Below are 13341 nucleotides of genomic sequence, written 5' to 3' on the forward strand. Positions count from 1 at the left end.
CATCCCGAACTCAGTAGTGAAACGATGCATCGCCGATGGTAGTGTGGGGTTTCCCCATGTGAGAGTAGGTCATCGTCAAGATTAAATTCCAGAACCCCATTTGCGAAAGCAGATGGGGTTTTGTTTTATGTAGAAACTCATGAATTTCATCGGAGCGATGCTAACGCAACGGTCCGATACACAGAATTTCTTGACGACCATAGAGCATTGGAACCACCTGATCCCATCCCGAACTCAGCAGTGAAACGATGCATCGCCGATGGTAGTGTGGGGTTTCCCCATGCGAGAGTAGGTCATCGTCAAGATTAAATTCCGAAACCCCTGTCTGTTAAACAGACAGGGGTTTTGTCGTTTAGAGCCGCTGGTGGGTGTGGACCCCACTAACGGATCAGAACTGGTAACTGACGGTCGCGCTCAAGTTACGTTTCTCTCCTAGATAGCAGAAGTTCAGACTGGCACAGGACGCTACATAAGTTTCATTGGTCAAATTGTTCGCATTAAGCCGCACATCCACGCCCTTCAAACCGACCTTACCTAAGTCATATCCTACCGACGCGTCGTACAGCGTATAGGAAGGCACCTTCATCGTATTCTCCGCATCTGCCCAGCTATAACCTACATACCGCACGCCACCTCCAAGCCTCAACCCATCCAGTGCGCCAATCTCAAACTTATAGTCAGCCCAGATCGACGCCATATGACGAGGTGCCTGCGTCGGCGAGTTACCCTTGTTCTCAATCAGATTGTCAGCAGTGCTCAAGGTACTCACCATCGACTTGGAGTACTCGATATCGGTAAAGGTATAGCTGCCCAAGAGCTTGAGGTTATCGGTTAGCTGCATGTGCGCCTCCAATTCCAGCCCCTGCGAGCGCACAGCGCCGACACCACGATAGAAGTTTTCCTGCGGTAGCTTGGTTGCCAGATTTTCCTGATCGATGCGAAACCACGATGCCGTGAACAAGTTTTCGGTGCCTGGCGGCTGATACTTCAACCCCACTTCCCACTGTGTCCCATCGGTAGGTGCCAGCGGAGTGCCTGCACTGTCGGAATAGGAGTTGGGATTGAACGACTCGGAGTAGCTGACATAGGGTGCCAGGCCACTATCAAACAGGTACAACGCACCTGCGCGTCCAGTAAGTTTAGTGCGCTTATCACTGATCTCAGTACCCGCTGGCCGATTCGTCTCTGCAACGCGGTTTTCGTCAGAGGTCTGTACCCAGTCCTGACGCAACCCCAATGAAAACCGCCATTTATCCATTTCGATCAGGTCTTGCAGATAAACCCCAGTCTGCTCTAACCGTCGTAGATAGCTGGTAGGGCTGTAATAGCTGATAGCGGAGTTGCCGTAGGTGGGGTTAAACGCATTGATTGGCTCAAGCGATCCACTCGTCCAATCCACCACTGTTTTACGCCGTTGATAGTCCGCACCCACCAGCGTGGTGTGCTTGGTCGCCCCAGTAAAAAATTCAGCCTGCAACATGTTGTCGATGATGAATGCATGCAGCTTCTCATCACCGCCCGAGTAATAGCGATTCAGCTCATTACTGGTCGGAGTGGTCCAGCCATAGGCGTACACCTGATCCAATTGCACCTTGGAATCCAGGTAGCGAAAGTTCTGTCGTGCGGTTAACACATCATCGAAGCGATGCTCAAACTGATAGCCGAACGACTGCTGGTCTCGCTTGTAGCCGTCAACTCCGGGCTCACCTTCAAAGAAGTGGTTGGAGATTCGCTGCCCATTGCGCTGATGCAGTGTGCCATCCGCTGGCATCCCGCTGTGATAGCCGCCATCAGGATCATGCTGAAGATAGGCCTGTAACGTCAGTGAAGTATCGTCGGTAAAGTCGATGCTCAGAGTTGGCGCCAATGCGTAGCGCTTCTCCTTGGCGTAGTCGAATTGGGTGTCGGATTTATCCGCCAGCCCTGTCAGTCGATAGGCGATGCGCTTGTCTTCATCCACTGGGCCGCTGAAGTCAAATCCCATCCCCCGTTGCCCGTTGCTTCCCACTGTCGCTTGAACCTGGTGATAAGGCTCGAACAGCGGCTTCTTGCTGGTCAGTGCCACTAGGCCGCCGGGCGAGCTGCGCCCATACAGTACCGAGGAAGGCCCCTTGAGAATGTCCACGCGCTCCAGGAAATACGGATCAACTTGCATCGTGCTATAGGTGCCGCTGTCCCCCATGGACTTCAAACCATCAAGGTAAATGTTATCCACCGAGCCATCATTGAAACCGCGCATCGCCACGTAGTCATACCGATGCGTTGCGCCATAAGGGTTGGTCAGCACGCCAGGTGTGTAACGCATGGCTTGGGAAACGGTCTGGGAGCCTTGGTCATCCATTTGCTCACGCGTCACTACCGAAACCGATTGCGAGGTCTCCAGTAGGGCGGTGCTAGTCTTGGTAGCGATCTGGCTGTGAGTCGCGTTGTAGCCTTCCATGCTCCCAAGGGCATTGCCCAAGGCGAAACCCTTGATGTCGGTGGTCGGTAGAGTCAGCGCGTTGCTTTCCGGCAGCACCTGCAAGACAAAGCTGACACCGTCTCCGGATACAGCCTGCAACCCTGTGCCTTCTAGCAGACGAGTAAAACCCTGCTCGGCAGAGTAGTCACCTTTTAGCCCCACCGACTGCCGGCCCTGAGTTTGTGCAGGCGTGCTGGACAGAGTAATGCCAGCCCGTCGAGAGAACTCATTGAGCACCTCGCTCAGCGGTCCTGCAGGTATCTCGTAGTGTTGATTAACCAGCTCTGCGCTGCCTTCTGCGGCCAAGACAGTGATCGGCACCGTACTGATACCCAGCGCCGTAGATAGCAATGCTGCGCGTATGGCTTGACCCAATAGGGGGTAGGAAGAGTCGCAAGTATTGCGGTGAAAACACACAGGCATGATCAAGATCCGTAGAGGCCGGTAAGGGCAGATTGATTGGCTTACTGACTAAGCCGGACTCTGGGGAAAAAGCCGCCAAAAAAAGTAAAAAATCAGACCCTCCGCTCCAGGCTCACCCACCAAGGCGTGCGATAGCGCACGTGTACCGGCAGTGTGCGCGCAAGTATCGCCAGCAACTTATCGGTGTCCTCCAGACGGAACACACCCGATAGCCGTAAATCTGCAATATCCATCGAGCAGCCCAAATGGCCAGGGCGATAACGCCCAACTTCTGAAAGGAAATCGGCGAGTCGCATATTTCGAGTCACAATCAGCCCATCCGCCCACGCAGCAACGTCCATATCCGGTGGAGGAACAAGCATGGCTTCGGTCTGACGCAGGAGGTAACTCTCTCCCGCGCGAACGCGCGTCGAAAGTCCATCAGGTCTGTGAGGTGAGTGAATCACTACATTACCGCTGACCACATTCAAGCGTGTGCAGTCGTTGTCCTGGCGAACGGTAAAGCGCCCTTCGATGCCTTCGAGCAAGCCATGGCGCGTTTGAACCAACAAGGGGGCAGACAAAGCAGCGCCGCAGGTCACCAGGAATTCCCCACGCACCAATGTGATCAGATGCTGCAGCGCTTTGAAATCCAGGTCTACCGCACTGTCTGTGTTGAGTTGCAGGCGAGTGCCCTCGGGCAGTTGCATGCTGCGGCGCTCGCCGGTGGCTGTTGCGAAGTCAGAAGTCCAGCGCTGCCAACCGCTCAGATCCCGGCTTACCCATACCGCCGAACCCACCAACAGTGCTCCGGACAATAGCTTCAGCGCCTGCCGCCGCCCAAGGCCCTGAGCACTGTTTTCCAGTGCCCTGTGCGTCTCGGGGATCGCGGTCAGCTGGCTATTCAGCTCCTGCTGCAGCGCCTGAACCCGTTGCCAAGCCAGTTCATGATCATGATGAGCTTCGCGCCAGTGCTCACATTGCACGAGCAACTGAGTGTTGGCGCTGTTGTTACGCAAGCGCAGCATCCAACTGATAGCCTGCTTGACCACCCTAGGATCTGGGCCGCAGCGTGTGGAGTTATCCATGGGTGCCATAACGCAGGACGTAGCAGTGATAAAGCGCCTCGGCGACATAACGCTCAACTGACCTCAGTGAGATACCCATCTGCTGCGCGATAAGCTTGTACGTTAGCCCATCACACTGGGCCATCAGAAATGCCTTACGCACCTTGGGTTTCAAGCCTTCCAAAAGCCGGGCGATCTCCTCCAGCAACTCCAGCACCGATACTCGCGCCTCAGCACTCGGCGCCAACGCTTCGGGCAGATGGGCGATTGATTCGAGATAGGCCCGTTCGATCTCCTCGCGGCGCCAGTGATCAATGACCAAACCTCGGGCAATTGTGCGCAAAAATGCCCGTGGCGCCTTGAGTTCAAAACGCTCGGTTCTCTGCAATAGGCGTACGAAGGTGTCTTGAGCCAGGTCTGCAGCATCGGCTGCATTACCCAGGCGGCTGCGCAGCCAAGTGTTCAGCCAGTTGTGGTGGGTGCAGTAAAGCGCCTGCACAACGTTTTCTTCACGCGAGATGTACTCAGAGGGCGGCATGTAAACGAGCTCGGCCAGACGTCACAAATGATAATTAGTCGCATTGTTTGATAGGCGGAAAAAATTTGCAACTCTGGTCCTTGTACGACAACCACTGGTCGGTTTCCTACTTAAAAAGAAGATCTTTCCCACAAACCCCTAAGTTTTGCTTCGACGTGGCCGAAAGCCTGATAAGCCATGTGTGCACCGAAATAGAGCGGCCTGAGAAGCTGCCGACACCGTTACATGGAATGCTCCATTCGGCCCGCTCACCCCCCTTTGGCAAAAAGAAGTCGATGAAATGAATCTCAAATTCAGTCATAAAATTTTGTTGGCCGCGTCAGGCGTTGTGGTTCTGGCCTTCGCGTTATTTACCCTTTACAACGACTATCTGCAGCGCAGCACCATCAAGCAGAACCTGGAGTCGTCTATTCAGCAGTCTGGTGAGCTCACCGCCAGCAGCGTGCAGAACTGGCTCAGCGGTCGAATATTGGTGCTCGAAAGCCTGACGCAAAACGTTGCCCACCAAGGCAGTGGGGCTGACCTCCCGGGGTTGGTCGATCAACCAGCGTTCACTTCGAACTTCCAGTTCACCTATGTTGGCCAAACTAACGGGGTGTTCACCCAGCGCCCGGACGCAAAGATGCCTGACGGTTACGACCCTCGTCAGCGTCCTTGGTACAAACAAGCTGTGGCTGCCGATAAACCCATGCTCACGCCGCCCTATATGGCCGCAGTGGGAGGGCAGATCGTAACGATCGCCATGCCGGTGAAAAAGAATGGCGAGTTGCTCGGCGTGGTCGGCGGAGACCTGAGCCTGCAAACCCTGGTGAAGATCATCAACTCGGTGGATTTCGGCGGTATCGGCCATGCGTTCCTGGTCAGCGGTGACGGCCAAGTCATCGTCAGCCCTGACGAAGACCAAGTGATGAAAAACCTCAAGGATATCTATCCTGGCATCAGCCTGCGCATCGAGAAACTTAACCAGGAGGTCGTCCTCAAAGGCCAGGATCGCATCCTGTCGTTCACGCCTATCAGTGGCTTGCCTGGTGCTGATTGGTATATCGGTCTGTCGATTGATAAAGACAAAGCCTACGCACCGCTGGGTAAATTCCGTACGTCCGCATTGATTGCCATGCTGATCGCCGTCGTCGCGATTGCCGTGCTCTTGAGCTTGCTGATCCAAGTGCTGCTGCGGCCCCTGACCACCATGGGTATTGCCATGCAGGACATTGCCCAAGGCGAGGGCGACCTGACCCGCCGCCTGGCGGTCACCAGCAAAGACGAGTTCGGAGAAGTGGGCAGTGCGTTCAACCGGTTCGTGGAGCGTATTCACGCCTCGATTTCCGAAGTGTCCTCAGCCACACGCCAGGTGCATGACTTGTCCCAGCGTGTGATGGCGTCGTCCAATGCCTCGATCATCGGCTCTGACGAGCAGAGCGCACGCACCAACAGCGTGGCCGCAGCCATTAACGAGCTGGGCGCCGCTACCCAGGAAATCGCACGTAACGCCGCCGACGCTTCACAGCACGCCAGTGGTGCCAGCGAGCAGGCCGACGATGGGCGCAAAGTAGTTGAGCAAACCATCCTGGCAATGTCGGAGCTGTCGCAAAAGATCAGCCTGTCCTGTACCCAGATCGAAACTCTGAACGCCAGCACTGACAACATCGGCCACATCCTTGATGTGATCAAAGGTATTTCCCAGCAAACCAACCTGCTGGCATTGAACGCGGCCATCGAAGCGGCTCGTGCCGGTGAAGCAGGACGCGGATTTGCCGTGGTCGCTGATGAGGTGCGTAACCTGGCTCACCGTACCCAGGAGTCGGCTGAAGAAATTCATAAAATGATCACTTCGCTGCAAGTGGGTTCGCGTGAGGCAGTGACCACCATGAATGCCAGTCAGACCTCCAGTGAAGAAAGCGTTCAAGTGGCCAACCAGGCGGGCGAGCGCCTGGTCAGCGTTACGCAGCGAATCGTCGAGATCGACGGCATGAACCAGTCCGTCGCTGCGGCCACCGAGGAACAGACTGCCGTGGTGGAAACCCTCAACGTCGACATCAACCAGATCAACCTGCTGAACCAACAGGGCGTGACCAATCTCAACGAAACCCTGAAGGACTGCGATGCGCTCTCGCAACAAGCCAATCGGTTGAAGCAGCTGGTCGATAGCTTCAAGATTTGATCTGCCGAGTGTGTGGTAGGAGCGAGCGATTTCGCTCCTATCGCTTTGCCAGCAAGCGGCGGACATTCTCCAGGGCGCTGTCGACGAACCCCTGCACAAACTGTTCAAATCCCTCCTGCTCCTTGTCTTCGGGCTCGGCAATAACGGTCCAGGTTACCTTGGAGCACTGTTCTCCAAGTGCTTCTACGTTGATTGCCGCCCACAACCTGGCCACGCCCAGGGTGTTGTAGATCGTGGTCCAGGTCATGCGCATCGCATGCTCATCCCGGCTATTGAGCTGTTCCACCACGAGGTTGCCATCGTGGAAAAACTTCGTGCGCAACGCGCCCACACCGGCGCCGGTCATTTCGATATGCGTCAGGGCAGGAATGAATGCATCGAAGCCCCCGAACTGACCCACCGCGTTCCAGAGGTGGCTGGCAGGGCAATCGACCACGACGCAGGCGACGATCGGCACGCCGTTCGGGTTGCGGATTAACGTATCAGGTTGCAGCGGTTTCATGAGGTTGTCCTGAGGCGTTTCAAAGAAAGCCGATGGCCTTGAGGTAGTTACAGCCTTTGCTCAACAGCACCGAATCTTTTTCGGGGTAGGACTCCCCCATCTGCTGAACACCGTGCCGCGCGTTGTCGTGGCGAATCGTCGAAGTATCGCCGATGTCCTCATCCAGGCGATCAAGGTAGAACCCAAGTACGCCAAACAGTGCGTTGTCCGGTCCCACCGTTCGTAACGCCTGCTGCCATTGCGCAATGCTCACTCGTTCGAAGGGGTGGCCTGCCTGGCTGAATGCATCCAGGTAGCGCTCCCAACTCAAGGGTTGTGGGTTATGCAGGTTGAACACGTTTCTGTCGGCCTCAAAGCGGCCGCAGTGGAACGCCATGAAGCGCGCCAGAAAATCCACAGGCATCAAATCGAAGTTCAAATCCAAATGCGGCAGCAAGCCCAGTTGCAGAGACCCCTTGAGCATCAACATCAGGCGGTTTTTTTGCGGCTGGCAGACACCGTTGCGGCTGTTGAAACTGATATTCCCGGGACGATAGATATTCACCCAGGCACCTTGGGCGAGTGCGCCTCCCAGCTGCCGTTCGGCAACCCACTTGGACAGGTTGTAGCCGTTCTTGATGTACAGCGGCAATGTGGCCGCCGCAGGCGTTTCCAGCACATGTCCCCGCGAATTGATGCTGCTGGAGGCCGACAGTGTCGAGACAAAATTGAAGACTTTTTTGCTGCGTGTTTCACATAAACGCAGGCATTCGAATATGGGGTCGACGTTGTCCCTCGCCAGTGAGAGGTAGTCCAGTACGTGGTTGACCCGTGCCGCGTTGTGCACCAGTGCGCCGAAATCCTCTGCAAGGGCGTCGTACACCTCACGGCTCAAGCCCAATTGCGGCTGGCTGATATCGGCCGCGAAGACGTGCACCCGGCTCAGGTCAAGGTGTGCCAGGCGGTACTCGCGCAACGCCTCGGTAAACCGTGCCATCGCGGTATGCCCCGGCTCCTCGCGTACCAGGCAGGCAACCTGGGTTGCACCGCCGGCCAGTAAGGCTTCGACGATATGGCTGCCGACGAAACTGTTGGCCCCCGTCACGATCACTTTGCGGGGATCCCCCGCACGGTCTTGTGTCAGCGTGTTGATCACCCACTTCCGCTGGGCATCCCGAATCGCCTGAGCAAAGGGAGCATCGGGCCGTTCACCTTTCTCCAGCAGGGTTGCGAGGGTACGGATCGTCGGTACTTCCAGGAAGTGACCTAGCGTGAAACCACCGCCGAATTGCTCGCGAACACGCAGCATCAGCATCGACAGCAACATTGAATGACCGCCTAGATCGAAGAAGCTGTCATCCATGGACAGCCGATCAACGGGCAACGCCAGCAACTCACCCCACAGGCTGCTTAACCGCGTTTGAAACGGGGTGCATGCAGTGCAAGGAGAAGGCCGCAAAGGGGGCTCAAACGGTAGCGCCAACAGGGTTTTACGGTCGACTTTTCCATTGCAGGTGTACGGCATACCCGCCAACTCGACCCAACCGTCGGGCTGCATGTAATCCGGCAGCCACAGCCGCACATATTGCTGCAGGCCTGCCACCGTAGCACCCGGTTCAGGCTGGGCGACAAAACATCGGATTCTGTTTTCACCATCGATAACTACCGCCACCTGGCGATACAACCGGCTGTTGCGCAGGCATTGCTCAATTTCCTGAGGCTCAATCCGAAAGCCACGGATCTTCACCTGATCGTCGCATCGCCCACCCAGCACAATGCCCTCGGTGGTCCACTTGGCCAGGTCGCCGCTGCGGTAGGCCTGCAGGTTCCGGCCACCGGGTACTGTCAGTTCGACGAAAGCGCTGGCCGCTTGTTGCGGTTCGTTCACATATCCCAGGCTTACCCCAGGGCCGATGATGTACACCTCGCCCATCACCTGTTCATCCACCGGTTGCAGGTCGGCATCAAGGATCAGCACCTGGCTATTGGCAATGGGCAGGCCAAGGCTGCGGTTGCTGTCGCCGACCTGCATCACCCGATGGGTGACCAACACCGTCGCCTCTGTAGGGCCGTAGAGGTTGTGAAACTGACATTGCCCCGCCAGTCGCTCGATCACATGAGGCTCGCACGCATCGCCTCCCGTCAGCAGGTGCGTTAGCCCCAACCAGGCGTCGGGCGGCAGGATGTTGAGCAGGGCGGGCGGCAGAAAGGCGTGGGTGACACAGTGCTGGTGGAGCATTTCAAGCAGTTGGTGAGGATCGCGCCGTTGCTCTTCGCTTGGGACGACCAACTCGGCACCGGCTATCAAGGCAGGGAAAATATCGATCAGCGACGAATCGAAGCTCAACGGCGAGAACTGCATGACGCGGCTCTGCGCGTCCAAACCCATGCAGCGCTTGAACCACGCCGTGAAGTGCGCCAGGTTGTATTGGCTGAGCAGCACGCCCTTGGGCCGGCCGGTGGTGCCCGATGTATAAAGCACGATGCAGGGGGCATTCGGGTGCGGGCGTTGGCGTATCAACGGGCGTGTGATGTCGGCGTCGAGGGGAGCGACACTGCGCACATCCACTGACACAAAACGCCCCCGCAATGGATGCTGACCGGCGTCCAGCAATACGCGAGCCCCCGCGCTTTCGAGCATGACGTGATGGCGTTGAGCGGGCTGCTCGGTGCCGAGCGGCATGTACACCGCGCCGCAGCCCAGCACTGCGAGAATACTGGCGTATAGCTCAGTGGATTTTTCCAGGTACACACCCACCACCGGCGGCGCGTCTGCGGTGTCCAGCAAGGGCAGCAATCGTTGCTGGATCGCCAGGGCGTGGCGATGCAATTGACGGTAGGTCACCTGGCTGCCGGCGATGTTCAGCGCCGGGCGTTCGGCGAAGGTGTGCAGGCTGGCCTGCAGTTGTTCGATTGGCGACACCCGCGCTTCCTGCATCAACGTGAGGTCTGCCGTACGGTTGAATCGATGAAGAAACGCCAGCGCCTCCAAGGCTCGCAAGTCCTGCTCGGGCCACTCATTGGCAACTGCGGTTGCAGAAAAGTACTCTGGATCGCGGGCGAAGCCACTGACGTGCAGCACGACCCATTCGACCAGCGCACTCATCGCCTGCTGGCGCAGCCGGTGACCGTTTCCACTGGGCTCGTCGGCGATGTGCAGTACGGCAACTGTCCGCCAGTCGTGCGCATAAGCGCGCACTTGCAGCTCGGGCAGCCCGCCGTCGGCGACCGGACCAATGCCCACGCGCAGGCGTATCCGTGGGGTTTGGTCAGCGTGGATCGGCGGTGGTTGGCTGCCATCGTCAATCAACAGGTCGAGGGCGTCGTCGCTTGAGATATGCCCGTATTGCTCAAGCACTTGCCGGATATCGTTCAAAGCGCTGCTGGCGCCGCTCCAGCCAATGTTCAGTCGCCTCATGTGGGCCTCCCGGACGCTGGCAGGTAGTCGTTCAACGCCTGCGCAACACTGGGTGTCTGCAATAAACCGCTGTGCTGAAGGAAGGTCATGATATTGCCCATCAATGGGTGATGGCGGCTGATGGGGAACGCCAGTGCCATGACCTCATCGCGCAGTGCATTGCGTACTTTGTCATTGATGTCCAGATGATCAACCAGATGCAGGTCGAAGTTCTTCTGCAGGTCGTTGGTCAGGTAATGCGCCAGGAACGTCGGCAGCACTTGAGCGATGCTGTCGCGGTCATCGGCACTCGCGGCCTGCCAATAAATGCGCACCAGCCGCGTCCAGAATTGCGCGTGGCGACCTTCGTCAAACAAGTGGTCGGCCATCAAGCCGCGAACCGACGCTTTGACACTGTTGTCCTTGGAAAACGCTGCTACATCCTGGGTGACGGTGTTTTCGGCGATGGCCACGCCAATCAACTCCACCGCATCGCTCAGGTGAGCGGGTGCCAGGGCTTGTGCCGCCGGCAGCGCGCGGCTCAACTCGATTTGCCCGGGCAGGTCCAGCGGTTGTATGCCCGTCATGGCCACCGTCTGTTGCAGAAAATCCAGTGCAACCAGCGCGTGATAGTCCTCGTCCACCACAACGGTCATCGCGTCAACGCGGCAGGCGAGGGGGAAGGGCAGCGAGAAGCGATTCTTGGCTATGCTGCGGGCAGTTTTATCGACGATTTCAGCCTCGAAGATGACCACGTCATTGATGAATTTGTAAAAGCTTTGCACCAGCACGAAGTCGCGCCACTGCGGGCAATGTTGAACAAAGGCTGTGCTGAGTACCAATGGCTGGCGGCACAGGGGGTAGATCAACTTGTCATCGTTTTCCAGCAGGCGGCGAGGGCGTGTGCGAACGGTTGCGCGGCGCTCCCAATCTTCGGCAATGGCGGGGTAATTGGCAGTGTTCATGGGCGTACCCCTTGCAACGAGACCCGCAACTCGTCCCATAAGTCGATGCGACTTTGCATGGCGGCGAGGGCTGTATTTCCGGCTTGTTGTGCATACGCTGGATCTGCACTGAGCAGACGTTCGAGCAGTTGCTCCGCCGCCGGGCCATGATCCTGTGTATCCAGTTCGATGTGGCGCTTGAGATAGCCGCACAAGGTAGGCGCCTGATGCAGGATCGACGCATCCGCTTGCAGGATGCGCTCGAACATCGCGGGGATGACACGCTCGCGGCCGTACAGAAACGCAGCCGCCACACAGTGCGTGGGCGCGTTTACCGCGACGCATAACGTTGCCCTGACAAAACGGGCCACCCCGGCAGGCGGCGCAACCTCGTGCAAGGCCATATCTGCCGTCGCGCCTTGACGCAGGAGCGCAACGAAACGGTTGATTGCAGAGGTGCTGGCGCCGACCTCGGCCATGGCTTCCAGGTACAGCTCGAAGTGGCTGCAATGGCCTCCACGGGGATGCGTGTCTGACTCTTCGCTCAGCACTATTTCATTGATCAGGCGTGCAGCTTGCGGGTCGCAGGGTGGCAGCCAGGGCAAGTGAGTGCAGGTCAGGTCCTGTTGCAGGCGTTTGGTGAGTGTCATGAAGTCCCAAACAGCGAAAACATGGCCTTCCATAAAGTGTCGTAACTTGCTAAGTGAAGTTATTTCCGCAAATAACAGATGGCTGTATAGCTGCAGTTTTTTTTGTTCCAGTAACGGTTGATGCATGGTTGATGCCTATAAATTATTGCGTCTGCTGTAGAAACAGCGATGGGCTTTTGTGATTGGCAAAAAGATAAGTAGATGTAAACCAGGCATGGCCAGGAAAGCCGCCCGCGCGCGTGAGGCGCTGAGTGAGTGGCCTGGTTTAGTAATAAAAGATGATAGGCGGGTTAAACAATTTGGCGAGCATACAAATATGTTAGAAGTTTTTCTAAATAATATGTGCCGTCAGTTAGTTGCGTTATTGAAGTCGGAAGTTTCTTCAGTGCGGGCCTCTGTCCAATGGGCAGTGACCCGCAGCTCTTGATGGGCAAGGCGGGAGAGCGAGGTTCTGCTGAATGACTTACCTGGCGTCGGCTTCCAGGCCATTCAGGTAGGTGGTGATCACCTCCATCCCGCGCATCAAGTGATTGCGTAACGTCAGGATGCTTTCAGCGACGTGTTTGTGCGCCACGAGGTTCAGCAGTTCACGGTGATCTTCCTGGGATGTCTCCCCCAGCCCCATTGCTTCAAGGTTGAAACGCAGGAAGCGCTCTTCCTCATTCAGCCCGTGCTCTACCAATTTGAGTAGTCGCTGGTTGGGCGCCTTGCCATACAGCGTCATGTGAAACAGGCGATTAAGGCGACCAATCTCGGCGTAGTCTTTTTCCTGTTCCAAGGCACAGATCAAGGTGTCTGCCTCGGCGATATCAGCTTCGGTCAGCAAGGGAATCGACAGGCGCAGCGCCTCAGACTCCAGCAACATACGCAGCTCATAGGTCTCAGCTGAATTGTCTTCGATCAGCGGTGCAACCACGGCGCCTTTGTGGGTGACTACATGCAACAGTGACTGCGCCTCCAGCTGGCGCAAGGCTTCACGCACCGGCATGCGGCTGACCCCGAACAGGCTGGCCAGCTCTTGCTGGCGCATGGCGGTCCCGCAGGGCAATCGGCCGTCGAGGATGGCATTGCGCAGGGTTTCTTCAATCACGGAGCGAGCAAGATGGGCGGGAATAGGCCCGCTGATCTTGATGCTGTTCAAAGGGTTCGGCTTCTGCGTCACGGTTACGCTATCCTCCTTATTGGAAAAGTGGTGGCTAATTGGATCCAATGCACACTAGAGGCTGCCCATAGGCTTGTC

General features: G+C 57.0%; 9 protein-coding genes and 2 rRNA genes. 3 read left to right on the forward strand and 8 right to left on the reverse strand.

The window, feature by feature from the left end; all coding sequences use genetic code 11:
• Both rrf (NDJ82_RS27730) and rrf (NDJ82_RS18715) read left to right on the forward strand, forming a co-directional pair.
• A 5S ribosomal RNA gene (gene rrf / locus NDJ82_RS27730) occupies positions 1-81 on the forward strand; the annotation flags it as partial.
• A gap of 108 nt (positions 82-189) precedes the next feature.
• Positions 190-305: ribosomal RNA gene (rrf, locus tag NDJ82_RS18715) — 5S ribosomal RNA — on the forward strand.
• A gap of 83 nt (positions 306-388) precedes the next feature.
• Here rrf (NDJ82_RS18715) and NDJ82_RS18720 read toward each other — a convergent pair.
• The 3 genes from NDJ82_RS18720 to NDJ82_RS18730 form a co-directional block, all read right to left on the reverse strand.
• A complete protein-coding gene (locus tag NDJ82_RS18720; protein ID WP_158878579.1) occupies positions 389-2884 on the reverse strand; it encodes a TonB-dependent siderophore receptor in 2496 nt (831 codons plus the stop codon).
• Positions 2885-2976: 92 nt separating this feature from the next.
• Entirely contained in the window at positions 2977-3960 is a 984-nt protein-coding gene (locus NDJ82_RS18725) for a FecR domain-containing protein (protein ID WP_284738635.1), read from the reverse strand.
• The gene (locus NDJ82_RS18730; protein ID WP_250926053.1) at positions 3944-4468 is read right to left on the reverse strand and encodes a sigma-70 family RNA polymerase sigma factor; all 525 of its coding nucleotides are present in this window, start codon (positions 4466-4468) and stop codon (positions 3944-3946) included. Before NDJ82_RS18730 ends, NDJ82_RS18725 begins: the two co-directional genes overlap by 17 nt.
• Before the next feature lie 280 nt (positions 4469-4748).
• Between NDJ82_RS18730 and NDJ82_RS18735 the strand changes: the two genes are divergently transcribed.
• Complete coding sequence (locus NDJ82_RS18735; protein WP_099584297.1) at positions 4749-6629, forward strand: methyl-accepting chemotaxis protein; 1881 nt, start codon at positions 4749-4751, stop codon at positions 6627-6629.
• Between the two features lie 37 nt (positions 6630-6666).
• Here the strand turns inward: NDJ82_RS18735 and NDJ82_RS18740 are convergent, their stop codons facing one another.
• The 5 genes from NDJ82_RS18740 to NDJ82_RS18760 all read right to left on the reverse strand — a co-directional run bounded on the left by NDJ82_RS18740 (position 6667) and on the right by NDJ82_RS18760 (position 13263).
• The gene (locus NDJ82_RS18740) at positions 6667-7131 is read right to left on the reverse strand and encodes an SRPBCC family protein (RefSeq protein ID WP_250926054.1); all 465 of its coding nucleotides are present in this window, start codon (positions 7129-7131) and stop codon (positions 6667-6669) included.
• 19 nt (positions 7132-7150) lie between these two features.
• Complete coding sequence (locus NDJ82_RS18745; RefSeq protein WP_250926055.1) at positions 7151-10528, reverse strand: amino acid adenylation domain-containing protein; 3378 nt, start codon at positions 10526-10528, stop codon at positions 7151-7153.
• Positions 10525-11472 (reverse strand): diiron oxygenase, encoded by a 948-nt coding sequence (locus NDJ82_RS18750; RefSeq protein WP_250926056.1) that lies wholly within the window; start codon positions 11470-11472, stop codon positions 10525-10527. Before NDJ82_RS18750 ends, NDJ82_RS18745 begins: the two co-directional genes overlap by 4 nt.
• Positions 11469-12227: a DUF3050 domain-containing protein gene (locus tag NDJ82_RS18755; protein ID WP_250926057.1), complete on the reverse strand. Its 759-nt coding sequence runs from the start codon at positions 12225-12227 to the stop codon at positions 11469-11471. Before NDJ82_RS18755 ends, NDJ82_RS18750 begins: the two co-directional genes overlap by 4 nt.
• 337 nt (positions 12228-12564) lie before the next feature.
• On the reverse strand, positions 12565-13263 hold the full coding sequence (locus NDJ82_RS18760; RefSeq protein WP_250926058.1) for a GntR family transcriptional regulator: 699 nt from the start codon (positions 13261-13263) through the stop codon (positions 12565-12567).
• Between the last annotated feature and the right edge of the window lie 78 nt (positions 13264-13341).

The sequence above is a fragment of the Pseudomonas sp. SR18 genome (assembly GCF_023701505.1).
Lineage (GTDB): Bacteria > Pseudomonadota > Gammaproteobacteria > Pseudomonadales > Pseudomonadaceae > Aquipseudomonas > Aquipseudomonas cyclaminis.